Source organism: Streptomyces sp. NPDC001781, from assembly GCF_053596035.1.
Window position 1 is genome coordinate 132,958 of record NZ_JBSFFI010000013.1, and the last position, 25,439, is coordinate 158,396.

Consider the following 25,439-nt stretch of genomic DNA (forward strand, 5'->3'; position numbering starts at 1 on the left):
TTTGCGCCGTCCCTCCCGGCAGCAGACGATCAGCGCCGGCACCGGGTGGGCGACGGGACCGTCCAGCCGGGCCGGGGCCGAGGACTTCGGTGAGGGCGCCGACCGGGGCGATCGGCCGATCCGCGGGTGCCAGTGACTGCTGCCACCCTCTTCGAAATATACCCCTGGGGGTAATGGTGCTACGGTGAAACGCATACCCCAGGGGGTAATTTTCGTGCGAAAGGAGTATCGCGGTGTTCTTCGTCGACGTGATCGAGCTGGAAGGACTGGGCAACCGCAGCTACCTCGCCGGCGGCGTCTCGACAGCGGTGGCGGTGGACCCTCCCCGCGACATAGACCAGGTGCTGGCAGCCGCCACGCGGCGGGGGGTGCGCATCTCACATGTGGTGGAGACCCACATCCACAACGACTACGTCACCGGCGGCCTGGAACTGGCCCGGATCACCGGCGCCTCCTACCTGGTGCCGGCCGGGGCCCGGGTCTCGTTCGCCCGGACGCCCGTCGCCGACGGGGACACCGTCGGCATCGATGCCGGGCTGAACCTGACGGCCGTGGCCACCCCCGGGCACACACCGCACCACACCGCCTACGTCCTGCGTGACACGGACCGTGCGGTGGCCGTGTTCACGGGCGGGTCCCTGCTCATCGGTACGGTCGGCCGCCCCGACCTGGTGGAGCCGCGTCTCACCGATCAGCTGGCCCGTGCCCAGCACGCCTCGGCGCACCGCCTGGCCCGCATCCTTCCGGACGACACGGCGGTGCTGCCCACGCACGGTTTCGGCAGCTTCTGCTCCTCCGCGCAGGCCGACGGCGACTCCACGACGATCGGGAAGGAGAAGACGGCGAACGCGGCCCTGACCGTGGACGTCGACACGTTCGTCACCGAGCTGCTCGCCGGCCTGGAGGACGTTCCCGCCTACTACGCGCACATGGGTCCGGCCAACACGGCAGGCCCCGAACCGGTCGACCTGACGCCGCCCGCCCTGGCCGACCCCGACCAGATCGCCGCCCGGCTCGCGGCCGGGGAATGGGTCGTGGACCTGCGCAACCGGATCGCGTTCGCCGAAGGACATGTGGCGGGTTCGTTCAACTTCGAGGCGGACGGCGAACTCGCCACCTACCTGGCCTGGATGATCCCGTGGGGCAAGCCCGTCACCCTCCTCGCCGAGAGCGCCGAGCAGTTGGCGGCGGCCCAGCGGGAACTGGTCCGGGTAGGCATCGACCGGCCTGCCCTCGCAGCGACCGGAAGTCCGGCGCACTGGCTGCGCGAGGGTGAACGCCCCGCGTCCTTCCCCAGGGCCACCTTCGCGGAGCTGGCCGGCCAGAACAGGGACGCGGTCGTGGTGCTGGACGTGCGCCGGAACTCCGAGCGCACCGCAGGCCGGATCGCGGGCTCCGTCCACGTCCCGATCCATCAGGTCCACCGCCGCCTCGCCGAGATACCCGACGGCACGGTGTGGGTGCACTGCGCGGGCGGTATGCGGGCAGGCATCGCCGCCTCCCTCCTGGACGCCGCCGGACGCGACGTCGTCGCGGTCGACGACGGCTTCGAGGCCGCCGAGAAGGCCGGGCTGACCGTCGTCAGAGGCTGAACCTTCACCCCCTCCCCCTGCTCCACCAGGGGCCCGACGAGAGATGAGACGAAAGACCCGATGTTCCTCTTCCGCAAGAGCCGTAAGCGTCTGACCGTGGACGAGGCGCGTACCAGAACAGGCGGGGAGCAGGCCGATGCCGTGCTGCTGGACGTGCGCGAGAAACCGGAGTGGGAGTCCGCTCACGCCCCACACGCCGTGCACGCCCCGCTGACGGGCCTGGTCGCGGGAGGCGCGCTGCCGGCCGCCGCCCAGGGACGGCCCCTGGTGGTGATCTGCCGCAGCGGACGTCGCTCGCAGCAGGCCGCGGAACTCCTGACCGGGCGCGGGGCGGACGCGGCGGATGTGAAGGGCGGTATGAACGCCTGGGCCGCCGCCGGACATCCGGTCGTGGAGGGGCGCGGGAACAGCGGCTCGACAGCGTGAGCACCCTCATACTCGCCCTGGTCGCCGGGGCGGTCATCGGAATGGCCCTCGGGGCCCTGGGCGGCGGCGGAAGCGTGCTGACGGTCCCCGTCCTGATCTACCTGCTCGGCTTCTCCCCGGCCTCGGCCACGACCGCCAGCCTGATCATCGTCGCCGCGACGTCCGCCACCGCCCTGTACGCCCACGCACGCGACGGCAACGTCGCCTGGAAGACCGGAGCCCTGTTCGCGCTCGCGGGCATCGCGCCGGCGTTCCTCGCCGGAACCGCCGCAGGACACCTCCCCGTCGCCGTTCTCGCCGGAGCGTTCGCGGTCGTCGCCGCGCTGGCCGCCCTGCGGATGCTGCGCCCCGCCGCCTCGGCGCCGCCGCGGCGGACACGTCCCGGCACGGCAGCCGGAGCGGGAGCCGGGCTCGGCGCCGTCACCGGCTTCCTGGGCGTCGGCGGCGGATTCCTCGCCGTCCCCGCCCTGGTCGGTGTGCTGGGGCTGCGGATGAAGCAGGCCGTGGGCACCAGTCTGCTGGTCATCACCGTCAACTCCCTGGCCGCGCTGACAGCCAGGACAGGAGCCGGCGGAGACCTGCGCTGGGAGGTGATCGCCCCCTTCACCGGGGCGGCGATTCTCGGCGCATGGGACGGCAAGCGCCTCTCCGTGAAGATCACCGGCCGGTCCCTGCAACGGATCTTCGCGTACGTCCTGCTGGCAGTGGCGGCTTGGATGCTCATCGACATCGCCCTCTGAGCCGGCTGCCGCGCACCTTCACCGCCGCCGCGGCCGCCGGGAGAGGTCAGGCCAGGGACAGGAACAGTTTCTCCAGCCGGGCACGCATCTCGTCACGGTCCTCGCCGGAGCGGCTGCCGTCCTCCATCTCGGTCAGGCACTGCTGGAGCCCGGTGGCGATGATCGCGAAACCGGCCCGGTCCAGCGCCCGCGACGCCGCCGCCAGCTGCGTGACGACCTCCTCGCAGTCCCGCCCCTCCTCGATCATCCGGATCACCCCGGAGATCTGCCCCTGCGCCCGGCGCAGCCGGTTCAGAACCGCCTTCAGCTCCGCACCCGCCAGATCAAGCTCCATCATCACTCCTCATCACATACCCCCTGGGGTAATATACTCCCCGCGTCGGGGGGGCTGCCGATCCGCAAAGGATGACACCTGCCATGACGTCCACCGCCGCCCTCACCACGGGTGAGGCCCGCACCCGCCTGCACGAGCTGACCATCATCGACGTCCGCACCCCGGGCGAGTACGCCGGCGGCCACCTCCCCGGCGCCCTCAACATCCCCCTGGACCAGGTCCAGCACGCCCTGCCCGCCATCAGCGAAGCCGCGAACCGCGCGGACGTCCTGGTCGTCTGCGCCTCAGGGGCCCGCTCCGAGAACGCCTGCAGGATCCTCGCCGAGAACGGCATCACCACCGCCACCCTCGCCGGCGGCACCGGAGCCTGGGCCGCCGAGGGCAACGAACTCCACCGGCCCCAGGGATCCGCCCGCACCGTGTGGGGCATGGAGCGCCAGGTCCGCCTCACCGCCGGCATCCTCGTCCTCCTCGGTCTCCTGCTCGGCCTCCTCATCCATCCGGCCTTCCAGCTCCTGTCGGCGGGCATCGCCGGAGGACTGGTCTTCTCCGCGCTGACCAACACCTGCGGCATGGCCGCGATCCTCGCCAAGCTCCCCCACAACCGCCCCCGCGCCGGCGACCTCGACCGCACCCTGACGCAACTGCGCAGCCGCTGACGCCGCGACTCGGCAAGAGGGCAGCAAGCCCGACGACCGGCTCCCGCTCCCTTGCCCGCGCCTTCGGACCAGGACTTGTCCGGCCGATCACCGGGCCTGCGCAGTGATGGACGTGCGATACGGCGGGTGTCATGATCACGTTGTCCTCGGGCGTGGGCCCCGGTGTGTAGGGGAGAGGCCGTGAAGCTGTACCTCGCCGTGCCTCTTGCCCTGTCGGCGCTGCTCATCGCCGCCTCCGGCGCTGCGGCGGTTACCCGCGGCTGGGTGCTTCCCATGAACCGGCGCCATATTCGCGCCCCGCGGATCTACGGCTGGGGTCAGCTGGTGGTGGCCTTTGCACTGTGCTGGCAGCTGGTCTTCGGGTTGATGATCAGCGATTCCGGCGCTCGGCCGTCGGGAACGCTGATCGGCGCCGCGATTCTCGTCGCCGGCTTCAGCATCATGATGGCGGGTCAGCTCGCCGGTGGTAACCGGAAGGGCGGCGGCACACGGTAACCCTGTCCGAGCGGTCGGGACGACGCCGGCGCCGACCGGGACGCGGTGTCCCCGCCCGGCCGGACAGGCGAAGACCTGCTGGGTGTCCGCGCTCGACGACCGGCCCTGCCAGAGGCGGGCAGCCCGCCGTCGCGGACGCGCGCGGCGAAGGGGACGAGGGACTCCGGGTCGTCGGCATGAGGGGGCACAGGGCGGACACGCGCGTCGCTCGGCCTCAGGAGGACGCGCGGCTTCGGTCAGGTAGCCCGAAGCCTGGATCAGGGGTGCCTCCAGGTACGTGACCCACGATGCCCGGCTTCAGTGTCCGCACCGGGCGGCTCGCGGCCCGGCACGTGCATGTGCCGGGCCGCGTGGTCCGGGAAGTTCCGGCTTGGACCCGGGTGGTTCCCCGGCGATCAGCCGGGCAGTGGTCGCGCGTCCGTGTCACTGTCCGGAGTTCCCGGACGGTCCGGAGTCAGGGCGTGGATGCGTGGTATCGGCGAGGGCAGCAACCAGAGCAGGGACAGCGCTCCGCCGACGGCCCCGACGAGGAGGGTCGTCCGTAGGCCGACGAAGGTAGCCAGGAGGCCGCCGAAGACGGCGCCCACAGGGCGTAATCCGTAGTTGATCGTGCTGTACGCACCTGCGACCCGGCTGCGCATGCCGTCGGGGATCACGTCCGCCTGGAGGGAGTTGAGGTTGACGTCGAACAGCATGACGCCGACTCCGGAGAGGAACTCGGCCGTAGCCAACGCTCCGCCGCGCGCCCAGAGGGGGCCGCCCGCGGCGGCAGCGATGGCGATCGGTGCCGGGAACAGTACGGCACCCACGACGATGCTGGGGCCCACGCCGAACCTTCGCGAGATCTTCGGGGCGATCACCGCGCCAAGGAGCGAGCCGGTGGCTCCGATCCCGAACGCCATACCGATGACTCCCGCGGTCAGCCCGAGGTTTCGGCTGGCGAAAAGCACGACCAGCCCGCTGCCCGCGACGAAGGTGAAGAAGTTGACGGTCGCCGCGCATCCGAGGCTCGCCCGGAGCACCGGGTGACGGATGACGAAGACCAGTCCTTCCCTGGCACGCCGCAGCAGCGAGGGTGCCGCTCGGTCGTGGACTGCCGGCGACTCGTCGACCGATACCCGACCGACCATAAGCGCCGACGCCAGGAACGTCAGGGCGTCGGCGGCGACCGCGACGGGAGCGGTCAACGCCTGGATCAGAGCACCACCGATCGCCGGTCCGGCGACGTAGGACGCGGAACGGCTGGCACTGAGCTTGCTGTTCGCGTCGACGTAGGACGAGCGAGGCACCAGGTGGGCGAAGAACGGCGGATAGGCGGTGTTGAACAGCACCCCGGCCGCGCCCGTCAGCAAGGCCACGGCATACAACTGACCGAGCGTCACTGCCCCCAGGAGACAGGCCGCCGGGAGAGTGAGCAGCACCGCCGCCCGCATCAGGTCGGCGAGAACCATCAGGCGCCGCTTGTGGACGCGGTGGTCGACCCAGGCACCGAGGACGATCGCGAGCAGGTTCGGGGTCCAGATGAGCGCGGTCAGCAACGCCACCTGATCGGCCGAAGCCTGCAAGGCGCCCACCGCGATCAACGGCAGGGCCAGTTCGGTGATCCGGTCGCCGAACTGAGAGATCGACTGGCCGGCCCAGAAACGACGGAACCGCCGATCACGCCACAGCGACACGGGTAAGGACCGCTCCGCCGCGCTCATGGCGTCCCGCCGGTCTGATCCTCGGCACCCTCCGGCAGGGCGTACCGCAGCAGCCTGACGCCACGGGCGCCGGCCGGTCGCGCGGCCTCGTCGCGCGTCACGTAGGGGGCGAGAAGACGCTCGATCGCGTCCTCGATGGCGGCGAGTTCGTCGGTGGAGACCACGACACGGGTGTTGGCCAGACCTGCAAGCCGCCGCCACCCCGGTTCGAGTCCGGGTTCGACCTCGGCAGCCCACCTGTTCGGCAAGTCTCCCGAACGCAGGAACATCTCCCGGAACAGGACCCGCGCAGCCGACCAGCCCTCCTCATCGTCCGGATCCCCCGGCGCCTCGAACCGGAAGCCCCGTGCCACCGCCTCCCACCGCCTCTGGCGACGGTCCGGGCCGGGCTCGGCATCGCGGACCAGACCGAAGCTCGCCAGGTGCCGCAGATGCCAGCTGGTCACTGACGGAGTTGCTCCCACATCGGGCGCGAGTTGTGTCGCTGTCGCCGGCCCGTGCCGCTGCAGGCGTTCGAGGATCGCCAGCCGCACGGGGTGCGCCAGGGCCCGCATCGCCTGCGGATCAGTGACCTCGATATCGCCGAGGCGATTACCAGAATCCATAACGTGAGAGGTTCCTCTCACATATTGTGAGAGTCAAGTCTCACATCTCCCGAACCGGATGCGCGTCCCAGCGGAGCAGGTGAGATCACGTGCCGGCGGCGGGCTGATCGGCCAGGTCAGGGCGCTGGACGCAGCAGGTCCCGGTCGGAAAGATGTCGACCGGAACCGCATACGGGAAACTACAGGCCAGGTAGGGTTTCGCACCCCACCAGCGAGTCCGTGAGGGCCACGGGCGTCATACGAGCGTCACGACCGGCGGAACCCGGCGGACGACACAGCCGGACACCACCCGAATTCAGATCGGCAGGTCGTCGGGCAGCACCCGGAACACCTTGTGCCGGCCCAACGGGCGCACAGCCCGGAAATCACGCCGGTCGAGCGTGAGTACCGCATCGGTGTCGTACTCGGCAGCAAGGGCCACGTTCACCGCGTCCGCGAGGTCCAGGTCCAAGTCGCGACAGCGTGCGCGCACCGACTGGGCGGCACCCAGATGGTCCTCCGTGATCTCGGGCAGCACGACCCGGCCTCGTCGCACCCAGTGCCGGATGTCGTCGACCGCACTGAGCGCCGCTTCACGGCCGAGCTCGCGCGTGGCGACGTGGTCGATCTCCGCGAGCAGCAGCGGGGATATCACCAGGAGCCCGGCAGCCATGATGGCCTCGTTCGACGCCTGGTGCTCGGGGTGGGCGGAGTCGAGCGCAGCAAGCAGCCCGGAGCTGTCCGCGACGACGACGATCACGCAGCGGTCCCGGTCCCGGTCTCACGGCGCACCGCGTCGGCGACAGCGTCACGCACGTCGCGCCTACCGGGAGTGCGTCCCGCTCCCCGGAAGGTGCGGGAGAAGAGAGGCTCGTCCCATACACGGTTGGCCATGGCCGCGAGATGGATGCCCTGGCGGATGATCTCTGCCTCGCTGATACCGCGCCGCTTCGCGGCCTCTTTGATGATCGCGAGGTCTAGGTCAGCGAAACAGCCATTCCTCCGGCGCCGGACGGTCCGGTGACGGCCGTCCACCCTCCCCTGAGGATCGTCAGACGCCGACCGCACTTCCTGACCCCATCACAGACTGCGATCAAGCGACGGCTCTCCACCCCGCCTGCCCTGGTCAACCTTGTTGAACGGCTCCTGCAAGCGAGCGTCGCGAAGGGCCACCGCTGGGAGCGCCGTCATGGCACTGAGGTCACCGATTCCCCAAGTCCTCCACCAGGGTGCCGATGAGCGAGAGGAGCGCGTCGGCGCGGTGCCGGTCGCCCTTGTGGGTGCGCAGGGCCTCGTCGGCGGCTCGCAGGCGGGCCAGGGCGGCCGGGTTCCGGTTCCGCACCTCGTCGAGCAGCGGCTGGGTGACCAGCGACAGGCACTCGGTGAACAGCCGCTCGACGGCCGGGGACGGCGGGGCGGGGTCGGGAGGGGCGAATCCATTGGTCAGATACCGGACGGGGTCGGTGAGGCTCCAGCCGACTACGGTGCCGTGCTGGACCAGGAGCGCCACGTCCGGGGCGATGCCGATACGGGCCTGAAGCGGCTCGTCGAGGACATCGGCGTCGCGGAGGCAGGTCAGCACCGTGTCACCGGCGGCGCGGCAGAGTTCCGTGGTCACCTCCAGACGGAAGTCCCGGGCCTCCTCCGCACGGAGGCCGCCCGGGCGGACGGGAGGCGTGGCCGGAACGCGGGCGGAGTCCTCGGCGGCGGCGCATTCGTAGGGCAGGCGGAAGCCGGCGCCGGCCAGGTTCCGGTCGGCCTGGCCGAAGCGGAGTTCGTCGGGAGCGTCCCACAGCCACTCCTGGCTGCCGAAGGTGTCCGACGGAGAGCTTCGCCGCGATGCCCGAAATCCTGGAGACGCACATCATCGCCGGCACCGCATCGGTGCTGGTGAAGGTCAGAACCGCGACCACCGAACAACTGCAGGACGTGTTGCGCCGGATCTACGCGATCGACGGGGTCAGCGGAACGGAGGCCACGGTGGTGCTGGAGACCCTCTTCGAGCGTCCAGTTCCCCCGCAGGCCACCGGTCAGGACTGATCCGAAGCGGGTCCGCGGGAAGAGCGTGTCCGCGAGCGGAAAGGCCCGCCGACCGTCGAGGGAACATCGTCGACATCCTCGCAGCGGTCACCGGTACGGCCCCACCAGAACAAGTCCTGACGGCTAGGCACTGTCCGGCGGATCATGTGATTACTAGGATCCAGGGGCGTCTGTTCCCTGTCGGCCTGTGCCGGGGTACGGGGGTTGCGGCAGTGATGAGCGGTGCGGATCCGGTGCTTCCCGCAGCGGACGGCGAACGGGGGGCCTGTGGGGAGTCGACGGCTGCATGGGTGTCTCGGGGCGGTTGTGGCTCTGCTTCTCGCGGTGTCCGCTGCCATGCTTCTGGGCAGGTCGTGGACCACCTGCGACGTAGGAGTGAACAACGCGGCCAACAGCGGTTTCCTGCTGTGGCTGTTCATCCCGGGCCTCTGGACGGTCCTGCTGCTGGTCTGGGCCTCGGTGGGCGCCCTTCTCGGGAACCGTCCCCTCCTCCATGCCCTTGCCCTCGCGGTGGCGCTCCTCGGCGTTGTCTGGTGCGTCATCTCGATCTTCTGGGAGGGCGCCGCCGCTCCTGCGTGCCTCAATGGTGTGCCCCCGTGGTGGCCGAGTTTCATCCCCGCCCCGGGATTCTGAGAGGCCGGGCCGGCAGTTCACGGCTTGAGCCAGAGGCGGACTGCTGCTGCGGTGACGGTGCCGTGGAAGACGTAGGCTCGCTTGTCGTAACGGGTCGCGACAGCGCGGGAGTTCTTGAGGCGGTTGATGGTCCGCTCGACCTCGTTGCGGCGCCGGTCGTGGTCAGGGTCAAAGCCGGTGGGTCTTCCGCCCGTGCTGCCCTTGCGTCGACGGTTGGCGCGTTGATCCTTCGGTTCCGGGATGGTGTGTTTGATGTCGCGTCGCCGCAGGTAACGGCGGTTTCGGCGAGAGCTGTACGCCTTGTCACCGCTGACGTGGTCGGGCCGGGTCCGGGGCCGTCCGCCCAGCGGGCGGGGAACCCGGATCCGGCCCAGGACCTCGATCATCTGCGGGGCGTCGCCCCACTGGCCCGGAGTGATCAGGAGAGCCATCGGGCGGCAGCCGCCTTCCCCGGCGAGGTGGATCTTGCAGGTCAGCCCGCCCCGGGACCGTCCGAGTCCCTCGTCAGGGCGGTGGTGCCGGGGCGTCGTCCATTTTTCGGGATCCGTGGAGTGGCCTTGCGGGCTCCGGCCGCGTGCTGGTGGGCCCTGCAGGAGGTCGAGTCGACACCGACCATGCCCCAGTCGAGCTGGCCGGCCAGGTCGGCGTGGGCCTGGACCGCCTGCAGGATCCGGTCCCAGGTGCCGTCCGCCGACCAGCGGCGATGCCTCTCGTAGACGGATTTCCAGGAGCCGTAGCGTTTCGGCAGATCACGCCACGGGACGCCGGTACGGATCCGGAACAGGATCCCGTTGAGCACGGTGCGGTGATCGTTCCACCGGCCTCCCCGCCTGCCGGGAAGTGGCAGATGCGGCTCCACACGTGACCACTCGCGATTCGTTAGGTCTCCCCGCCCCAGGACCGAACCAACGAGAAATCGATTGGAAAGTCACATGATCCGCCGGACAGTGCCTAACCCGACCCGTAAAGTCCCATCAGGTCGACCAGGAGCACATCGTCGCGTCTGGCCACCGACTCGATCAGGTCCGGGTAGAAGCCGTGCAGTGAGAAGAGGGCCAGCGTGGTGCCCGTGGTGTCGTAGCCCTGGCCTGTGAGCAAGTGCCGGATGTGTTCCAGGCGTTGGAGGTCAACGGTGCCCCGTCGGGCTGCGGTGGCCTTGGCCTCGCCGATGAGGGCGACCTTGGCCCGGGGGGCCTGCGGGCGCTCGCCCAGAGCCAGCGCGATGACATCGACCTCGTGCTTGGTCCGTGCTGTCGGGTCGGCCACCTCGGTGGTGCCGACCGGGCCCGGCAGGCCGCCGGGGAGGAGGGTGTGGGCGTACCGGCGGGTGAACGTGCGGGCCAGGTCCTCGAAATGCGGGCCCAGGATCTTGGAGTTGAACGTCGGTGCGGCGGCCTGCCATGCCTGTTCCGCGAAGCCCTGCTCGACTGTGGCGGCCTGCGGCAGGGTGATCAGCTGGTTGAAGCGGATGACCGGGTCGGCCAGCGTGATGACAGGGTGACGAGGGCGCAGGATGTCCTGCTCCCGCTGGATGTAGCCGGTGGATTCCAGGACGTCCAACGGGTGTGTGACGGCGTTGCGTTGGCGTTCCAGGGCCGCACCGATCTTCGTGGGGGTGGAGGCGCCCTGGGCGATCGCGGTGAGGATGTCGTAGTACAGGGTGTGCTGGGTGATGCGCGGGTCCTCGCGCAGCAGGTACTCCGTCTCCGTACGCGAGTAGACCGCCCTGCCGGGGTCCAGGAGCGTGCGGGTAAGCCAGGGCGCGAAGCCGTCGTCGGGGTGCGGGCGGGCCGCAACCGGCCGATACCCCGGTGCCCCACCGAGGACGGCATGGACCTGAAGGGCTGTCAGCGGGTCGTCGATCCCCCAGAAGTCGCGTGCGGCCCGGTAGTCGAAGGCCTCCAGCCGCAGATCGATCACCGCACGGCCCCTCAACGGCTTGGTCCCCGACAGCAGTTCATGTGTGACACTCATCGCCGAGCCACAGAGGACCACTCGGGCCCCTGGGCCGTCGTTCGCGCCGGTGCCGCGCTGACGCTCGTCGTAGAGCTGCTGGATCAGCCCCGGAATCTCGGGCGAGTGCTGGAGGAGATACGGCAGTTCATCGACGACGAGCAATGGGGGGTCTTCGAACGGGCAGTGACATCAAGGGCGTCGGACAGCACCTCACGCCAGTCCGACAGCCGCAGCGTGCCGGGCCGCAGACCCGCGTGAGCGGCGATGGCGTCACTGAACCGCTGAATCGCCGGCAGCCGCCCCTCCTCCCGCACCGCGGTGACGTACAGGCCCCCGACCTTCTCCGACAGCGCCTGCAGCAGATACGACTTCCCGTGCCGCCTGCGCCCCGCCACGATCCCGAGACGCATCGCCGGATCCGGATCCGTGACGAACTCCGTGAGCAGACCCCACTCACGATCGCGGTCGACCACGTCCCCGGGCTTGGCAAGCATGCTGTCGGCCACCGGCACTCCCTCCGTCTGCTCGACCACGCGATTCTGTCTAAGTGTACTTCGACACAATCGCGACAGATCGAGTTACCGCGAGAGGGACAGCCGCCGGTCGGCAGCACTCTGCGTAGTCACATCGAAGCCGCGTCCGGCGGCACGAACCGAGTCCGCCCGGACCTCACCAATCCCCCGGCCGAAGCGACGGCCCCACCGACAGATCGCGAGCGTCAAACGAGCGTCGAGAGTCCCGAAAACCACCCGTCCCACCCGTCACTCCAGCGCGAAACCGCAGGTGAAAGGGTTGTACCGACCTCGATCTGTTTCATCCCCCGAAACAGGTCGAGATCTCCGGCTCCCTCGCAAAACCCCAGGTCAGCGGCCCTACTTCACCGGCTCCAGAATCGCCACGCACTCCACGTGATGCGTCATCGGAAACAGATCGAACGCCCGAAGCGTCCGCACCCGGTACCCGCCGTCGCGGAAGTACCCCAGGTCCCGGGCCAGCGCGGCGGGGTCGCAGGCGACGTAGGCGATACGACGCGCGCCCAGTGTCGTGAGGTGCTGGACCGTCTTCTTGCCGGCGCCCGCGCGCGGCGGGTCCAGGACCACGAGGTCGACCTCCGTGATGCCCGTGCGCGGCAGGACCGACTCGACCTTGCCCTGCTCGATGCGCACCCGGGGGAAGCCCGCCAGGTTGTGGCGCGCGTCCTCCACCGCCCGCTTGCCGGACTCGATGCCCAGTACCGCGCCCTTCTCGCCCAGGCGGTCGGCCAGGGCGCCGGCGAAGAGGCCCACGCCGCAGTACAGGTCCAGGGCCATCTCGCCCTTGCGCGGCAGCAGGCCCTGCATGACCGCCTTGACCAGGGTGTCGGCGGCCTTCGGGTGGACCTGCCAGAAGCCACCGCTGCCGACGCGGTAGGTGTGGTCGTCGGCCCGCTCGCGCACGAACGCGCGGCCGTGGACCCGGTGGACGCCGCCGTCCCTCTCGTCCACGCGCATCACCGAGACCGGCTTGTCCAGCTCGACCAGCGGCAGCCGGGCGCCCGGACGCGGCTCCAGGATCACCATCCGGTCCTGCGAACCCGTCGCGGCGATCGCGTCCACGGAGGCCATGCCCGACCAGTCGCGGTCCTCGATGCCGAGTTCGCTGACCCCGGGCGCGGCGATCATGCAGTGGTCGATCCGCTCGATGTCGTGCGAGCGGTGGCGGCGCAGGCCCGCGTGGCCCTCCGTGTCCACGGCGTACTGGACGCGGGTGCGCCACTGGGGCACCTGGCCCGCGGGCAGCTTGTCGCCCTCGGCCGGCATGACCGTGCCGTCCCAGCCGGCCTCCTCGGGGGTGAGGCCCGCGAGCCGCTGGAGTTGCTCGGCGATGACCTCGCCCTTCAGGCGCCGCTGCGCGCCCGGCTTGACGTGCTGCCAGTCGCAGCCGCCGCACTTGCCGGGGCCGGCGAACGGGCACGGCGCCTCGACGCGGTCCTTGGACGCGTCCAGGATCTCCACCGCGTCGGCGCGCAGGAACCGCGCCCCCTCCTCGCCCTCGGTCACCCGCGCCACGACCCGCTCCCCCGGCAGCGTGTGCCGGACGAACAGCACCTGGCCCTCGGCGGTACGGGCGATGCAGTGACCGCCGTGGGCGACGGGGCCGACCTCGACCTCGTACTCCTCGCCCACCAGAGACTTCTTCTGTTCTGCCTGCATGGTGGGGTGACTCCAAGATCGGGGAGGAGGGGGGCGATGGCCACAGCCGGGCCCGCGCGGACAACAGCCGACCAGTCTACGGGGTCCCGCGGACCCCCGCGGTCACTCCTTCGCCCCCGCACCGTCCTTCGGCCGCTCCGCCGGGCCCCGGCGCACCGCGCCCGGCGCGCTCCAGTCCTGGCGCCTGCGGGCCCGGTCGCGGGCCACCTGGGAGGACTCGAGCTGGTAGGGCACCGAGGTGACCATCACACCGGGGGTGAACAGCAGCCGGCCCTTGAGACGCAGCGCGCTCTGGTTGTGCAGCAGGTGCTCGTACCAGTGACCCACCACGTACTCCGGGATGATCACCGACACAGCGTCGCGCGGGGACTCCTTGCGGAGGTTCTTGACGTACTCGATGATCGGCCGCGTGATCTCGCGGTACGGCGAGTCCAGCACCTTCAGCGGTACGTCGATCCCGCGCCGCTCCCACTCCTCGCGCAGCGCCTTCGTCTCCATCGGGTCGACGTTGACGGTGAGCGCCTCCAGGGTGTCGGAGCGCATCAGCTTGGCGTAGGCCAGGGCGCGCAGCGTGGGGCGGTGGATCTTGGAGACGAGCACCAGGGAGTGCACCCGCGAGGGGCGGACGCTGTCGTCGTTGGGGGCGTCCACGGCGGCGATCTCGTCCGCGACCCGGTCGTAGTGCTTACGGATCGCGGTCATCGTCACGAAGAAGATGCACATGCCCAAAAGGGCGACCCAGGCGCCGTGCGTGAACTTGGTGACCAGCACGACGACCAGCACCAGGCCGGTGAAGAAGGCGCCGAAGGCGTTGATGGCGCGCGAGCGGACCATGTGGCGGCGCTTGAGCGGGTCCTTCTCGGCGGCCAGGTGCCGGTTCCAGTGCCGGACCATGCCGGTCTGGCTGAGTGTGAAGGACACGAACACGCCGACGATGTAGAGCTGGATCAGCCGTGTCGAGTCGGCGCCGTAGATGACCACCAGCAGCATCGCCGTACCCGCGAGCAGCACGATGCCGTTGGAGAACGCCAGACGGTCGCCGCGGGTGTGCAGCTGGCGGGGCAGGTAGCGGTCCTGCGCCAGGATCGAGCCGAGCAGCGGGAAGCCGTTGTACGCCGTGTTGGCCGCGAGGAAGAGGACCAGCGCGGTCGCGGCGGCGAGCACGATGAACAGGAAGCTGCCCTTGCCGAACACCGCCTCGGCGACCTGGGAGATCACCGGGTTCTGGACGTAGCCGGAGCCGATGGGCACGCCGTGGCGCAGCAGGTCGGTGGCCGGGTACTCGGCCATGCGGACCTTGGTGGTCATGGCGAGCGCGATGATGCCGCAGAACATGGTGACGGCGAGCAGGCCCATCATGGCGAGCGTGGTAGCCGCGTTCTTCGACTTGGGCTTGCGGAAGGCGGGGACGCCGTTGGAGATGGCCTCCACGCCGGTGAGCGCGGCGCAGCCGGAGGAGAAGGCCCGCAGCAGCAGGAAGACCAGCGCGAAGCCCGCGAGGCCCTGGTGCTCGGCCCGGATGTGGAAGTCGGCCGTGGGCGCGCGCATCGTGTCCCCGAGGACCAGCCCGCGGAAGGCTCCCCACGCGATCATGATGAAGACGCCGCCGACGAACACGTAGGTCGGGATGGCGAAGAGCTTGCCCGACTCCTTCACCCCGCGCAGGTTCATCAGCGTCAGCAGGACGATCACCGCGCAGGCGCACAGCACCTTGTGCTCGACCACGAAGGGGACCGCCGAGCCGAGGTTCTCGATGCCGGAGGCGATCGACACGGCCACGGTGAGGACGTAGTCCACCAGCAGGGCGCTGGCGACGGTCAGGCCGGCGCGGGGGCCGAGGTTGGTCGTCGCGACCTCGTAGTCGCCGCCGCCGCTGGGGTAGGCGTGCACGTTCTGGCGGTAGGAGGCGACCACCGTGAACATGAGCACGACGACCGCGACGGCGATCCAGGGGCTGAAGTGGTACGCCGACACACCCGCGATGGACAGGACCAGCAGAACCTCCCCCGGCGCGTAGGCGACGGAGGACAGCGGGTCGGAGGCGAAGACGGGGAGGGCGATGCGCTTCGGCAGGAGCGTCTCGCCCAGCCGATCACTGCGCAGTGCGCGCCCGATCAGAATCCGTTTGGGCACGTCGGTCAGTTTGGACACGAGAGAGGATCGTAGGGCTTCGAACAGGCGGGCGCGCAACCGGTGGCCTCGTTCTGCCTCACGAGTGAAATCGGGGGCGCCCGGAACCGGGGTGTACCGGGTGCGCGCGCCCGCGTGCCTAGATGACTCCTCCGGCCCGTCGTCGCACTTCGGAGGTCCTATGCCCGCCGCCGCCGAGATGCTCGGGGCCGTGCTCGCCCTGGCCGGTCTCGCCGTCCTCACCGGGTGCAGCGTGCGCAGCATCACTCGGCGCCGCTCTCCTTCCGTGACCGCGGTCACGGAACAGCGCAGATGAACGCCGTCACGGTGGATCGACGGCGAGCGGGACGCGCACGCGTGTGCAGCATTGGGCCCTGGTCTGAGACCCTGATGCCGAGCAGAGACTTATTGACACCGGAAGGACGGTCGTGCACATCGTCATCATGGGCTGCGGCAGAGTGGGTTCCGCTCTCGCCCAGACCCTGGAGCAACAGGGACACACGGTCGCCGTGATCGACCGTGACCCCACCGCCTTCCGCAGGCTGGGGCCGGGATTCGGCGGCCGCCGGGTCACCGGTGTCGGCTTCGACCAGGACACCCTGCGCGAGGCAGGCATCGAGGAGGCGGGCGCCTTCGCCGCCGTCTCCAGCGGTGACAACTCCAACATCATCTCCGCCCGGGTGGCCCGTGAGATGTTCGGCGTGGAGAACGTGGCCGCCCGCATCTACGACCCGCGCCGTGCCGAGGTGTACCAGCGCCTCGGTATCCCGACCGTCGCCACGGTCCGCTGGACCGCCGACCAGATGCTGCGCCGGCTGCTGCCCTCGGGTGCGGAGCCGCTGTGGCGCGATCCCACCGGCGGGGTCCAGCTCGCCGAGGTGCACGCCTCCGCGAAGTGGGTCGGCCACAAGATCAGCAAGCTCCAGGAGGAGACGGGCGTCCGCGTGGCGTTCCTGACCCGGCTCGGCGAGGCCGTGCTGCCCACCTCGCAGACGGTCCTCCAGGAGGGCGACCTGGTGCACGTGATGATGCGGACGGACGAGGTCCAGAAGGTCGAGGCCGCGTTCGCGGACGGCCCCGAAGAGGAGGGCGGTCACTGATGAGGGTCGCCATTGCCGGAGCCGGGGCGGTCGGCCGCTCGATCGCGGCGGAACTGCTGGAGAACGGCCACGAGGTCCTGCTGATCGACAAGGCGCCCACCGCCATCTCGGTGGAGCGGGTGCCGCAGGCGGAGTGGCTGCTGGCCGACGCCTGTGAGCTCACGGCGCTGGACGAGGCCGCGCTCCAGCGCTGCAACGTCGTGATCGCCGCGACGGGTGACGACAAGGTCAACCTGGTCGTCTCGTTGCTCGCCAAGACGGAGTACGGCGTCCCGCGCGTCGTGGCCCGGGTGAACAACCCCAAGAACGAGTGGCTCTTCAACGAGTCCTGGGGCGTGGACGTGGCCGTCTCCACGCCGCGTCTGATGTCCGCGCTGGTCGAGGAGGCGGTGAGCGTCGGCGACCTGGTCCGGCTGCTGCGCTTCAGCCACGGCGACGCCAACCTGGTCGAGCTGACCCTGCCGGAGGAGTCGGCGCTGGCCGGCATCCAGGTCGGGGACGTGGAGTGGCCCGAGGACACCAGCCTGGTCACCATCATCCGCGGCACCCGTGTGCTGACGCCGTCCAAGGAGGACTCCCTGGAGGCGGGTGACGAACTCCTCTTCGTGGCGGCGCAGGCCCGCGAGGAGCAGTTGGAGGACCTGCTGTCGGTCCGCCGCGGCAGCGCCTGACGCCGCGTGGCACGAGGGCGCCCCCGGATCTCTCCGGGGGCGCCCTCGTCACATGTCCGCGATGCCTACGCGTCCCTGCGGTGCCGTCCGGCCGCGGACTCGCCGTTCTCGGCGGCGGCGCCCTCGCGGTCGGCCCGGGCCGCCTTCTCGGCCTCCTCCGCCTTCTCGGCGGCCTCCATCTCGGCGAACACGTCGATCGGCGGCGGCGCCTTGGCGAGGAAGACCCAGGTGAGCCAGACGGCCAGCAGGAAGGGCGGGATCTTCAGGATGACCAGGATCCAGCCGAGCTGGGTGGTGTCGGCCCACCAGTAGAGCGGGAAGAGGATCGCGCACTTGGCGAGCAGGATCAGGCCCCACGCCCAACTGGACTTGGCGTACGCCTTCTTGCGGCCGGGGTTGCGGGTGCGCCAGGAGAGGTTCTCCTTGAACACCGGGCCCAGCATCAGACCGATCAGCGGCACCCCGGCGAGGGTGGTGACGATGTACGCCAGCGCCAGGCCCAGGGTGTAGATCATGCCGGGCAGGTAGAAGTCCTTGGCGTTGCCCGTGAACATGGCGAACACGACACCGAAGACGACTCCGAAGACACCGCTGAAGGCGTGCTTGACGGTGTCCTTGCGCAGCAGCCGGACCACCAGCATGACCACCGAGACCGCCAGCGCGGCGATCGCGGAGAAGTGCAGGTCCTTGTTGATCGTGAAGATCGTGACGAAGATCAGGCCGGGCAGCACCGTCTCGACCATGCCGCGGACGCCGCCGAACGCCTCGAACAGCGCGGCCTCGGTCACCGTCCGGGAGTCATGGACCTGGCCGTCGCCCTCGCGGCCACCGTCCGGCGGGCTCTGTCCGGCGTCTTGGGTCGGCTTGTCGAGGGACGTCACCGGCTACTCCCGTCCGAGGGGTCGCAGTTCGTATTTCGGGTTGAACAGCACGCGGCGGCCCCGGCTCATCGAGATCCGGCCCGATGCGATCAGCTTGCGTCCCGGTTCTATGCCCGTGATGGAGCGCCTGCCGAGCCACACCACGTCCAGCGCCGCGGTGCCGTCGAACAACTCCGCCTCCAGCGCCGGGACTCCGGCCCGCGGTCGCAGGGTGACCGTGCGCAAGGTACCAGTTACCGTGACGATCTGCCGGTCGTGGCAGTCGCCGATCCGGGTGCAGCCCGCGGTCTCGGCGTCCTCCCGCAGCTCCTCCGACTCCAGGTCCTCCTGGGAGGTGGAGAGCCGGTCCAGCATGCGGCGGAACCGGCCTGCCGGCTTTTCGGATCGAGGAAGGCCACTCATATCTGAAGCGTACCGGGGTGTGCGCCCGAGACCGTACTCCACCGGGTCCCGGCCGGACACCGGTTCACTTCTCGAAGCGGTAGCCCATGCCGGGCTCGGTGATGAAGTGCCGGGGGTGGGCCGGGTCGGCCTCCAGCTTGCGGCGGAGCTGCGCCATGTAGACACGCAGGTAGTTGGTCTCGGTGCCGTAGGAGGGCCCCCAGACCTCGCGCAGCAGCTGCTTCTGGCCGACCAGCCGGCCGGTGTTGCGGACCAGCACCTCCAGCAGATGCCACTCGGTCGGGGTGAGCCGGACGTCCTTGCCGCCGCGGTCGACCTTCTTGGCGGCCAGGTCGACGGTGAAGCCGGCCGTCTCCACCGTGGTCACCTCGCCCTCGCCCGGCCCGACCGGCTCGGCCCGGCGCACGGCGGCCCGCAGCCGGGCCAGCAGTTCGTCCATGCCGAAGGGCTTGGTGACGTAGTCGTCGGCGCCCGCGTCCAGCGCCTCGACCTTCTCGTCGGAGGAGTGGCGGGCGGACAGCACCAGGATGGGCACCCGGGTCCAGCCCCGCAGGCCCCGGATCACCTCGACGCCGTCCAGGTCGGGCAGGCCCAGGTCCAGGACGATCACGTCGGGATGGCGGGAGGCGGCGAGCTGGAGCGCGGTGCGGCCGTCGGGGGCCGAGTCGACGTCGTACGAGCGCGCCTTGAGGTTGATCACGAGCGCCCGCACGATCTGCGGTTCGTCGTCGACCACGAGCACCCTGGTCATTGAGGCTGCCTTTCCTGTTCTGCGGTGTCCTCCCCCGCGAGGAGCGGGTCCGGACCGGGCCGGGCGGCACGGAGGCTGAGCACCATGGTGAGTCCGCCGCCGGGAGTGTCCTCGGCGGTCAGGGTGCCGTCCATGGCCTCGGCGAAGCCGCGGGCCACCGCGAGGCCGAGTCCGACCCCGGCGCCGCGCGGGGCGTCGCCGTACCGCTGGAACGGCTCGAAGATACGGTCCTTCGCGTCGTCCGGCACGCCCGGCCCCCGGTCCACGACCCGCACCTCGACCCGGTCGTCCAGGGCGCTGGCGGAGACGGTGACGCGCTGGCCGGGCGGGCTGTACTTGACGGCGTTCTCCACCAGGTTGGCGACCGAACGCTCCAGCAGACCGGGATCGACGGCGACCATGGGCAGCGTCTCCGGCACGTCCAGGCCGACGCTGTCCTCGGGGACGCCGACCAGCGCCATCGGGACCACCTCGTCCACGTCGATCTCGCGGATCAGCGGGGTGACGGTGCCGGTCTGCAGGCGGGACATGTCGAGCAGGTTGCCCACCAGGTGGTCGAGCCGGTCGGCGCCCTCCTCGATGCCCTCCAGCAGCTCGGCCCGGTCCTCCTCGGACCACGCCACGTCGTCCGAGCGCAGGGAGGAGACGGCGGCCTTGATCCCGGCGAGCGGGGTGCGCAGGTCGTGGCTGACGGCGGCGAGCAGGGCGGTGCGGATGCGGTTGCCCTCGGCGAGCGCGCCCGCCCGGTCGGCCTCCGCCTGGAGGCGGCGCCGGTCGAGCACGACGGCGGCCTGCGCGGCGAAGGCGGCCAGGACCCGGCGGTCCTCGGCGGGCAGTACCCGGCCGGTGAGCGCGAGCGCCATGTGGTCGCCGACCGGCATGTCCACGTCTGCCTCCTCGGGCCGCTCCAGCGCGGGTCCGAGTCCGGCGCGGCCCGCGCAGGTCCAGGGTTCCAGGTCGCCCGCCCGTTCCAGCAGGGCGGCGGACTCCATGGCGAAGGTCTCCCGGACCCGCTCCAGCAGTGCCTCCAGACTGGTCTCGCCCCGCAGGACGTTGCCGGCCAGGAAGGAGAGGATCTCCGACTCGGCCCGCAGCCGCGCCGCCTGGTGGGTGCGGCGGGCGGCGAGGTCGACCACGGAGGCGACCGCCATGCCGACACCGAAGAAGATCGCGATGGCGACGATGTTCCGGGGGTCGGAGACGGTCAGCCGGTGCAGGGGCGGGGTGTAGAAGAAGTTCAGCAGCAGGGAGCCCAGCGCGGCCGAGGCGAGCGCGGGCAGCAGTCCGCCGACCAGCGCGGCCGCGACCGTGACCGCCAGGAACAGCAGCATGTCGTTGGCGAGGCCGAGATCGATGGTGTTGAGGAGCAGCGCCATCACGGCCGGGCCCGCGAGCGCGGTCGCCCAGCCCGCCACGACGCGTCCCCGGCCGAGCCGGGAGCCACGCGTCACGGGCAGCCCGCGCCCCTTGGCGACCTCCTCGTGGGTGACGATGTGCACGTCGATGTCGGGTCCGGACTCCCGGGCCACGGTGACGCCCACGCCGGGCCCGAAGACGTACTGCCAGGTCTTGCGGCGGGAGGAGCCGAGCACGATCTGGGTGGCGTTGACACCGCGCGCGAAGGCGAGCAGGGCGGCGGGTATGTCGTCGCCGACCACGTGGTGGAAGGTGCCGCCGAGGTCCTCCACCAGAGTGCGCTGGAGGGCGAGTTCCTTCGGGGAGGCGGCGGTCAGGCCGTCGCTGCGGGCGATGTAGACCGCCAGCACCTCGCCGCCGGCGCCCTTCTCGGCGAGCCGGGCGGCACGGCGGATCAGGGTGCGCCCTTCCGGGCCGCCGGTCAGGCCGACCACGATACGCTCGCGGGAGCCCCAGATCCGGGAGACCCGGTGTTCGCTGCGGTAGGCGTTGAGATGCTCGTCGACCCGGTCGGCCACCCACAGCAGGGCCAGCTCGCGCAGGGCGGTGAGGTTGCCGGGGCGGAAGTAGTTGGACAGGGCCGCGTCGACCTTGTCGGGCTGGTACACGTTGCCGTGCGCCATGCGGCGGCGCAGGGCCTGCGGGGACATGTCGACCAGTTCGATCTGGTCGGCCCGGCGCACCACCTCGTCCGGCACCGTCTCGCGCTGGCGGACCCCGGTGATCGACTCGACCACGTCCCCGAGGGACTCCAGGTGCTGGATGTTGACGGTGGAGACGACGTCGATCCCGGCGGCGAGGAGTTCCTCCACGTCCTGCCAGCGCTTGGTGTTGCGGGCGCCGGGGACGTTGGTGTGGGCGAGTTCGTCCACCAGGGCCACGGCGGGTGCCCGGCGCAGCACGGCGTCGACGTCCATCTCCTCGAAGGAGGCGCCCCGGTGCTCCAGCCGGTGGCGCGGCACCTGCTCCAGGCCGTGCAGCAGCGTCTCGGTACGGGGGCGGCCGTGGTGCTCCACGTAGGCCACCACGCAGTCGGTGCCGCGCTCCAGACGGCGGTGCGCCTCGGCGAGCATGGCGTAGGTCTTGCCCACGCCCGGTGCCGCGCCGAGGTAGATCCGAAGCTTGCCGCGTGCCATGGCCCCATTGTCTTCCGGTGACTGCCGTCTGCGCCGCGTCGACCTTACGGCGGCCGGCGCGGACAAAACGGACGGGGAGCGGCGCGACGGGACGCTTTGACGCATCCCTGACGCCTCGGGCGCACGCGAAGGGCCGCACCCCCAGGGTGCGGCCCTTCGTCGTTGCCTTTCGGCCCGGCGGACCTCTGTGCTCAGCGGACCTCGGTGATCTCCGGGCCGCGCTGGAGCTGGCCCATGCCGCCGGAGAAGCGGGAACCCTCCTCCTGCTGCTGGACGCCCTCGGGGACCATCTGGGCGTCGTTGGGCAGCTTGAGGACGATCGGGTCGCGGGGCGCCATCGGGCCCTCGCCGCGCACCACGACCGTGTCCCGGAAGATCTGCTCCAGCAGCCCGGCCGCCTGCGGCTGCACCGCGCCCTGGCCGGAGATCACGCCACGCAGGAACCAGCGCGGGCCGTCCACACCGACGAACCGCACGACCTGGAAGCCGCCCGTGCCGTCCGGGAGCTGCACCGGCACCTGGGCCCGCAGCTCCCAGCCGAGGGGGCCCTCGACCTCGTCGACGATGCCGCCCTGCTGGGTGATGCCGCCGGCGATCTCCTCGCGGACCTCGCCCCAGATGCCCTCGCGCTTGGGGGCGGCGAACGCCTGGAGCTGGACGGCGCTGTCGCGCAGGACGACGGTCGCGGCGACGATCGCGTCACCGGCGACCTCTACCCGCAGTTCCATGCCGTCGACCCCGGGTACGAACAGACCGCCCAGGTCGACGCGGCCCTCGGCCGGGTCGCGTACCTCGGTGGAGTCCCAGGGTCCGTCGGGGCGCGGCTCGGGCTCGAGCCGTACCCGCGTCTGCTCTTCCGCCTCGGTGTCGACGCTGTCGACGACCTGCTCGGCCTCGCCGGCCGCGTCCTCGGCGGCACCCTTCTTGTTGCGACGTCCGAACACGTCACTGTCCTTCCCGGTCGGATACGACCGAAGCGTATCGATTCCCACCCGCCCGGCCACCCCGCGGCGGCCGGACCGTCGTGCCGCGCTAGCCGTCCACCGAGGCGTGGCCTCCGGTGGACCCGAAGCCCCCCTCGGCCCTCACCGAACCGGGAAGTTCCGCGACCTCACGGAAGCGGACCCTCTCGACCTGCTGGACGACCAGTTGGGCAATCCGGTCGAAGCGCTCGAACCGCACACTGTCGCGCGGATCGAGATTCACCACGATCACCTTGATCTCTCCACGGTACCCGGCATCAACCGTCCCCGGGGCGTTCACGAGCGCCACTCCGCAACGGGCCGCCAGCCCCGAGCGGGGGTGCACGAAGGCCGCGTACCCCTCGGGCAGCGCGACAGCCACGCCGGTCGGCAGCACGGCCCGCTCACCGGGCCTCAGTTCGCAGGGCTCGGTGGTACGCAGATCGGCTCCGGCGTCACCGGGGTGCTCGTACGCCGGAAGCGGTACGCCGGGGTCGATGCGGCGCAGGGAGACGTCCAGCCGGGCGCTCACGGGTTCACCTCGAAGGCGCGGGAGCGCCGGATCTGGTCCGGGTCGCTCATGGCGGCCCGGATCTCCCTCTCGCGGCCGTGTTCGGTGAAGTGGTCGACCTTCACCTCGACGAACAGCGCCTCCGCGCGGACCGCGACGGGTCCCTCGGGGCCGCCGATGCGGCCGGTCGCGCGGGAGTAGATCTTGCGGCCGGCGACGGCGGTGACCTCGGCCTGCAGGTGCAGCACGGTGCCGACGGGGACCGGGGCCACGAAGTCGGTCTCCAGCCGTCCGGTGACGGCGATGGTGCGCAGCAGCCAGTTCAGCGAGCCGAGGGTCTCGTCCAGGGCGGTGGCCAGCACGCCGCCGTGCGCGAGGCCGGGGGCGCCCTGGTGGGCGGGCTGGACGGTGAACTCGGCGATCAGCGAGACGCCGGCGCCGGCGCGGGCCTCCAGGTGCAGCCCGTGCGGCTGACCGGGGCCGCAGCCGAAACAGTGTTCGTAGTGGGCACCGAGCGGCTCACCGGGCGCGGGGGCGTCGGGGTGCCGGACGGGGGGCTGTGCGTCGGCGGGGGGCTGGAGGCTGGCTGAACTCACAGGCGCAGACCTTACCGCTCCCCCCTGTGGCCGCCACCACGCCGCCGCCCCGGCGTCCGGGATGTCCGTCCACCGTGCCAAGCTTGGCTCATGCAGCTCTCCGCCGCCCCCTACGAAGAACGCCTGACCGCCCCGCGCTCGTGGTGGCTGATCAGCGTGCTCGTGGGTGTCTCCTTCGCCCTGATCCTGCTGCCCTTCGGCACCCTGCCGCTGCTCGGCGGCCTGGTCGGCGGCACGGCCGTCGCGGCGGTGATGGCCAGCGCGTACGGCTCCCCGCGCATCCGGGTGGTGGGCGACGCGCTGATCGCGGGCGAGGCGCGGATCCCGGTGTCGGCACTCGGCGCGACCGAGGTGCTGGACGCGGAGGAGGCACGCGCCTGGCGCACGTACAAGGCCGACGTCCGGGCGTTCCTGCTGCTGCGGGCCTACATCCCGACGGCGCTGCGGGTCGAGGTGACCGACCCGGAGGACCCGACGCCTTACCTGTACCTGTCGACGCGGGAGCCGGAGAAGCTGGCCGCGGCGATCGCGGGCGCGAAGGCCCCGGCCGCCTGAGCCGCGTCCAGTGTCTTTGGTCCGGACCAGCCCGGCTCGATCCGGACGGCAGGCCCCGGCCCGCGGGGCGTCAACTGCCGGTGCCCTCCGGATACCCGGTGATCCTCAGCGGGTCATCGGGCTCCTCCAGCGGCGGCAGGTCGGTCAGCCTGTCCCAGGGGACCTGGCTCCTGCGCAGGTCGGCCCGCACTCGTGCAGCGAGCTTCCTGGTGTCCCGGCGGTTCATGACCGCGCCGACGGCGGCGCCGACCATGAACGGCATGAGGTTGGGCAGGTTGCGGACCATGCGCTTCATGATCTGCTGGCGCAGTTCGCGCTTCATCCGGCCGCTGAGGGCTGCGTCGACGGACGCCGGCTTCGTCACCTCGATCCCGCGCTCCCCCGACCAGGAGGACAGATACGCGGTGCTGCGGGCACGGAGACCGCCCGGCGGGCGCAGGCCGTAGACCTCGTGGAGTTCGGCGATGAGCTTCAGCTCGATCGCGGCGACCCCGGTGATCTCGGCGGCCAGCTCGGTGGGCAGGGCGGGCGGTACGGGGAGCATGGCGGCGGCGCCGATGCCGGCGCCGACCGTGGAGGTACCGGCGGCCGCTCCGGCCACCAGCTTGTCGGCGAGCTGCTCGGGCCCGAGGCCCGGGAACTGGCGGCGCAGCGTCGCCAGGTCGCGTACGGGGACGCGCGGCGCCAGGTCGATGACCCGGTCGGCGATGTAGGCGAGTCCCGCGCGGGCGTGCGTGCCGCCTCTGCGGGCGCCTTCGCGGGCCAGCAGGCGGGCGCGGGCCCGCATCGCCGCCGCGCGGCCGGGCTGGTCCGTCCTGGCCGCGTCGGTCTCAGACGCCGGTTCGAGCGAGGCCCCCGGTCGGGCGGGGCCCCGCTCGTCTTCGTCACGTGTGCCGTGCGAGCTCCTGAAGAGCCCTTTGTCCGCTCCCGGAAGGTGGAAGCGGCGCTTCCGCGGAGGGGTCGAGCCAGTCACG

26 protein-coding genes and 3 pseudogenes are annotated in these 25,439 nt (G+C 71.1%); 11 read left to right on the forward strand and 18 right to left on the reverse strand.

Going from position 1 to position 25,439, the window contains the following annotated elements:
• Positions 1–233: 233 nt before the first annotated feature.
• The 3 genes from ACWCV3_RS15005 to ACWCV3_RS15015 are packed head-to-tail and all read left to right on the forward strand — an operon-like array spanning position 234 to position 2,758.
• The gene (locus ACWCV3_RS15005; protein WP_451223187.1) at positions 234–1,592 is read left to right on the forward strand and encodes an MBL fold metallo-hydrolase; all 1,359 of its coding nucleotides are present in this window, start codon (positions 234–236) and stop codon (positions 1,590–1,592) included.
• Positions 1,593–1,652: 60 nt separating this feature from the next.
• Positions 1,653–2,018 carry a rhodanese-like domain-containing protein gene (locus ACWCV3_RS15010; RefSeq protein ID WP_451223189.1) on the forward strand — a complete coding sequence of 122 codons (366 nt, stop codon included), beginning with the start codon at positions 1,653–1,655 and terminating at the stop codon, positions 2,016–2,018.
• Entirely contained in the window at positions 2,015–2,758 is a 744-nt protein-coding gene (locus tag ACWCV3_RS15015; RefSeq protein ID WP_451223191.1) for a sulfite exporter TauE/SafE family protein, read from the forward strand. The genes ACWCV3_RS15010 and ACWCV3_RS15015 overlap by 4 nt, the downstream gene beginning before the upstream one ends.
• 46 nt (positions 2,759–2,804) lie before the next feature.
• On the opposite strand, the gene ACWCV3_RS15020 is transcribed toward ACWCV3_RS15015, so the two are convergent.
• Positions 2,805–3,092: a metal-sensitive transcriptional regulator gene (locus ACWCV3_RS15020; RefSeq protein ID WP_010056191.1), complete on the reverse strand. Its 288-nt coding sequence runs from the start codon at positions 3,090–3,092 to the stop codon at positions 2,805–2,807.
• Positions 3,093–3,175: 83 nt separating this feature from the next.
• Here ACWCV3_RS15020 and ACWCV3_RS15025 point away from each other — a divergent pair, with 83 nt between their 5' ends.
• The gene (locus tag ACWCV3_RS15025; protein WP_451223193.1) at positions 3,176–3,751 is read left to right on the forward strand and encodes a rhodanese-like domain-containing protein; all 576 of its coding nucleotides are present in this window, start codon (positions 3,176–3,178) and stop codon (positions 3,749–3,751) included.
• Between the two features lie 180 nt (positions 3,752–3,931).
• Positions 3,932–4,246, forward strand: coding sequence for a hypothetical protein (locus ACWCV3_RS15030; protein ID WP_451223195.1), 315 nt, complete (start codon positions 3,932–3,934; stop codon positions 4,244–4,246).
• A 395-nt stretch (positions 4,247–4,641) separates the two neighbouring features.
• On the opposite strand, the gene ACWCV3_RS15035 is transcribed toward ACWCV3_RS15030, so the two are convergent.
• The 5 genes from ACWCV3_RS15035 to ACWCV3_RS15055 form a co-directional block, all read right to left on the reverse strand.
• Positions 4,642–5,949: an MFS transporter gene (locus ACWCV3_RS15035; RefSeq protein WP_451223197.1), complete on the reverse strand. Its 1,308-nt coding sequence runs from the start codon at positions 5,947–5,949 to the stop codon at positions 4,642–4,644.
• Positions 5,946–6,554, reverse strand: coding sequence for an ArsR/SmtB family transcription factor (locus tag ACWCV3_RS15040; RefSeq protein ID WP_451223256.1), 609 nt, complete (start codon positions 6,552–6,554; stop codon positions 5,946–5,948). Before ACWCV3_RS15040 ends, ACWCV3_RS15035 begins: the two co-directional genes overlap by 4 nt.
• Before the next feature lie 295 nt (positions 6,555–6,849).
• The gene (locus ACWCV3_RS15045) at positions 6,850–7,293 is read right to left on the reverse strand and encodes a PIN domain-containing protein (RefSeq protein ID WP_451223199.1); all 444 of its coding nucleotides are present in this window, start codon (positions 7,291–7,293) and stop codon (positions 6,850–6,852) included.
• A complete protein-coding gene (locus ACWCV3_RS15050; RefSeq protein WP_451223201.1) occupies positions 7,290–7,568 on the reverse strand; it encodes a hypothetical protein in 279 nt (92 codons plus the stop codon). Before ACWCV3_RS15050 ends, ACWCV3_RS15045 begins: the two co-directional genes overlap by 4 nt.
• 166 nt (positions 7,569–7,734) lie before the next feature.
• Positions 7,735–8,151, reverse strand: coding sequence for a hypothetical protein (locus tag ACWCV3_RS15055; RefSeq protein ID WP_451223203.1), 417 nt, complete (start codon positions 8,149–8,151; stop codon positions 7,735–7,737).
• Positions 8,152–8,357: 206 nt separating this feature from the next.
• Between ACWCV3_RS15055 and ACWCV3_RS15060 the strand changes: the two are divergent.
• Together ACWCV3_RS15060 and ACWCV3_RS15065 are read left to right on the forward strand one after the other, a co-directional pair.
• Positions 8,358–8,573 (forward strand): annotated as a pseudogene (locus tag ACWCV3_RS15060) (Lrp/AsnC ligand binding domain-containing protein); the annotation flags it as partial.
• A gap of 336 nt (positions 8,574–8,909) precedes the next feature.
• Positions 8,910–9,206, forward strand: coding sequence for a hypothetical protein (locus ACWCV3_RS15065; RefSeq protein ID WP_451223205.1), 297 nt, complete (start codon positions 8,910–8,912; stop codon positions 9,204–9,206).
• A gap of 17 nt (positions 9,207–9,223) precedes the next feature.
• Here the strand turns inward: ACWCV3_RS15065 and ACWCV3_RS15070 are convergent.
• The 4 genes and pseudogenes from ACWCV3_RS15070 to ACWCV3_RS15085 form a co-directional block, all read right to left on the reverse strand.
• Positions 9,224–10,104, reverse strand: a protein-coding gene (locus tag ACWCV3_RS15070; RefSeq protein ID WP_451223258.1) for an IS5 family transposase whose coding sequence is annotated in 2 segments (ribosomal slippage) — positions 9,224–9,732 and positions 9,732–10,104 — 882 coding nt in all. Because the reading frame shifts where the segments join, the coding sequence is not laid out codon by codon here.
• A 53-nt stretch (positions 10,105–10,157) separates the two neighbouring features.
• Positions 10,158–11,656 (reverse strand): annotated as a pseudogene (locus ACWCV3_RS15075) (AAA family ATPase).
• Positions 11,657–12,034: 378 nt separating this feature from the next.
• A complete protein-coding gene (locus tag ACWCV3_RS15080) occupies positions 12,035–13,354 on the reverse strand; it encodes a class I SAM-dependent RNA methyltransferase (RefSeq protein ID WP_451223207.1) in 1,320 nt (439 codons plus the stop codon).
• Positions 13,355–13,456: 102 nt separating this feature from the next.
• Complete coding sequence (locus ACWCV3_RS15085) at positions 13,457–15,505, reverse strand: APC family permease (protein ID WP_451223209.1); 2,049 nt, start codon at positions 15,503–15,505, stop codon at positions 13,457–13,459.
• A gap of 160 nt (positions 15,506–15,665) precedes the next feature.
• Here ACWCV3_RS15085 and ACWCV3_RS15090 point away from each other — a divergent pair, with 160 nt between their 5' ends.
• The 3 genes from ACWCV3_RS15090 to ACWCV3_RS15100 all read left to right on the forward strand — a co-directional run bounded on the left by ACWCV3_RS15090 (position 15,666) and on the right by ACWCV3_RS15100 (position 17,255).
• On the forward strand, positions 15,666–15,800 hold the full coding sequence (locus ACWCV3_RS15090; RefSeq protein ID WP_451223211.1) for a hypothetical protein: 135 nt from the start codon (positions 15,666–15,668) through the stop codon (positions 15,798–15,800).
• 112 nt (positions 15,801–15,912) lie between these two features.
• Positions 15,913–16,584, forward strand: a complete 672-nt coding sequence (locus ACWCV3_RS15095; protein WP_030803045.1) for a potassium channel family protein — start codon at positions 15,913–15,915, stop codon at positions 16,582–16,584.
• Complete coding sequence (locus tag ACWCV3_RS15100; protein WP_451223213.1) at positions 16,584–17,255, forward strand: potassium channel family protein; 672 nt, start codon at positions 16,584–16,586, stop codon at positions 17,253–17,255. The genes ACWCV3_RS15095 and ACWCV3_RS15100 overlap by 1 nt, the downstream gene beginning before the upstream one ends.
• A 65-nt stretch (positions 17,256–17,320) precedes the next feature.
• Here the strand turns inward: ACWCV3_RS15100 and ACWCV3_RS15105 are convergent, their stop codons facing one another.
• The 7 genes and pseudogenes from ACWCV3_RS15105 to ACWCV3_RS15135 form a co-directional block, all read right to left on the reverse strand.
• A complete protein-coding gene (locus ACWCV3_RS15105; protein ID WP_451223215.1) occupies positions 17,321–18,136 on the reverse strand; it encodes a DUF3159 domain-containing protein in 816 nt (271 codons plus the stop codon).
• A gap of 3 nt (positions 18,137–18,139) precedes the next feature.
• Positions 18,140–18,538, reverse strand: coding sequence for an OB-fold nucleic acid binding domain-containing protein (locus tag ACWCV3_RS15110; protein WP_451223217.1), 399 nt, complete (start codon positions 18,536–18,538; stop codon positions 18,140–18,142).
• A gap of 64 nt (positions 18,539–18,602) precedes the next feature.
• The gene (locus ACWCV3_RS15115; protein ID WP_451223219.1) at positions 18,603–19,289 is read right to left on the reverse strand and encodes a response regulator; all 687 of its coding nucleotides are present in this window, start codon (positions 19,287–19,289) and stop codon (positions 18,603–18,605) included.
• Positions 19,286–21,841 (reverse strand): ATP-binding protein, encoded by a 2,556-nt coding sequence (locus ACWCV3_RS15120; protein ID WP_451223221.1) that lies wholly within the window; start codon positions 21,839–21,841, stop codon positions 19,286–19,288. The genes ACWCV3_RS15115 and ACWCV3_RS15120 overlap by 4 nt, the downstream gene beginning before the upstream one ends.
• 191 nt (positions 21,842–22,032) lie before the next feature.
• Entirely contained in the window at positions 22,033–22,785 is a 753-nt protein-coding gene (locus ACWCV3_RS15125; RefSeq protein ID WP_451223223.1) for a DUF3710 domain-containing protein, read from the reverse strand.
• Position 22,786: 1 nt separating this feature from the next.
• A pseudogene (gene dut, locus ACWCV3_RS15130) lies at positions 22,787–23,323 on the reverse strand (dUTP diphosphatase).
• Between the two features lie 8 nt (positions 23,324–23,331).
• Positions 23,332–23,910 (reverse strand): PaaI family thioesterase, encoded by a 579-nt coding sequence (locus tag ACWCV3_RS15135; protein WP_451223225.1) that lies wholly within the window; start codon positions 23,908–23,910, stop codon positions 23,332–23,334.
• 90 nt (positions 23,911–24,000) lie between these two features.
• Here ACWCV3_RS15135 and ACWCV3_RS15140 point away from each other — a divergent pair, with 90 nt between their 5' ends.
• Complete coding sequence (locus ACWCV3_RS15140) at positions 24,001–24,465, forward strand: DUF3093 domain-containing protein (protein WP_451223227.1); 465 nt, start codon at positions 24,001–24,003, stop codon at positions 24,463–24,465.
• A gap of 70 nt (positions 24,466–24,535) precedes the next feature.
• On the opposite strand, the gene ACWCV3_RS15145 is transcribed toward ACWCV3_RS15140, so the two are convergent.
• Positions 24,536–25,438 carry a hypothetical protein gene (locus ACWCV3_RS15145; RefSeq protein ID WP_451223229.1) on the reverse strand — a complete coding sequence of 301 codons (903 nt, stop codon included), beginning with the start codon at positions 25,436–25,438 and terminating at the stop codon, positions 24,536–24,538.
• Between the last annotated feature and the right edge of the window lies 1 nt (position 25,439).

What these genes read in the sequence shown, in the direction of transcription:
- ACWCV3_RS15010 (WP_451223189.1), top strand. Translation starts at nt 1,653, where the DNA reads ATGTTCCTCTTCCGCAAGAGCCGTAAGCGTCTGACCGTGGACGAGGCG.
- ACWCV3_RS15020 (WP_010056191.1), bottom strand. Translation starts at nt 3,092, where the DNA reads ATGGAGCTTGATCTGGCGGGTGCGGAGCTGAAGGCGGTTCTGAACCGG.
- ACWCV3_RS15025 (WP_451223193.1), top strand. Translation starts at nt 3,176, where the DNA reads ATGACGTCCACCGCCGCCCTCACCACGGGTGAGGCCCGCACCCGCCTG.
- ACWCV3_RS15035 (WP_451223197.1), bottom strand. Translation starts at nt 5,949, where the DNA reads ATGAGCGCGGCGGAGCGGTCCTTACCCGTGTCGCTGTGGCGTGATCGG.
- ACWCV3_RS15040 (WP_451223256.1), bottom strand. Translation starts at nt 6,554, where the DNA reads ATGGATTCTGGTAATCGCCTCGGCGATATCGAGGTCACTGATCCGCAG.
- ACWCV3_RS15065 (WP_451223205.1), top strand. Translation starts at nt 8,910, where the DNA reads ATGCTTCTGGGCAGGTCGTGGACCACCTGCGACGTAGGAGTGAACAAC.
- ACWCV3_RS15080 (WP_451223207.1), bottom strand. Translation starts at nt 13,354, where the DNA reads ATGCAGGCAGAACAGAAGAAGTCTCTGGTGGGCGAGGAGTACGAGGTC.
- ACWCV3_RS15090 (WP_451223211.1), top strand. Translation starts at nt 15,666, where the DNA reads ATGCCCGCCGCCGCCGAGATGCTCGGGGCCGTGCTCGCCCTGGCCGGT.
- ACWCV3_RS15100 (WP_451223213.1), top strand. Translation starts at nt 16,584, where the DNA reads ATGAGGGTCGCCATTGCCGGAGCCGGGGCGGTCGGCCGCTCGATCGCG.
- ACWCV3_RS15110 (WP_451223217.1), bottom strand. Translation starts at nt 18,538, where the DNA reads ATGAGTGGCCTTCCTCGATCCGAAAAGCCGGCAGGCCGGTTCCGCCGC.
- ACWCV3_RS15115 (WP_451223219.1), bottom strand. Translation starts at nt 19,289, where the DNA reads ATGACCAGGGTGCTCGTGGTCGACGACGAACCGCAGATCGTGCGGGCG.
- ACWCV3_RS15120 (WP_451223221.1), bottom strand. Translation starts at nt 21,841, where the DNA reads ATGGCACGCGGCAAGCTTCGGATCTACCTCGGCGCGGCACCGGGCGTG.
- ACWCV3_RS15140 (WP_451223227.1), top strand. Translation starts at nt 24,001, where the DNA reads ATGCAGCTCTCCGCCGCCCCCTACGAAGAACGCCTGACCGCCCCGCGC.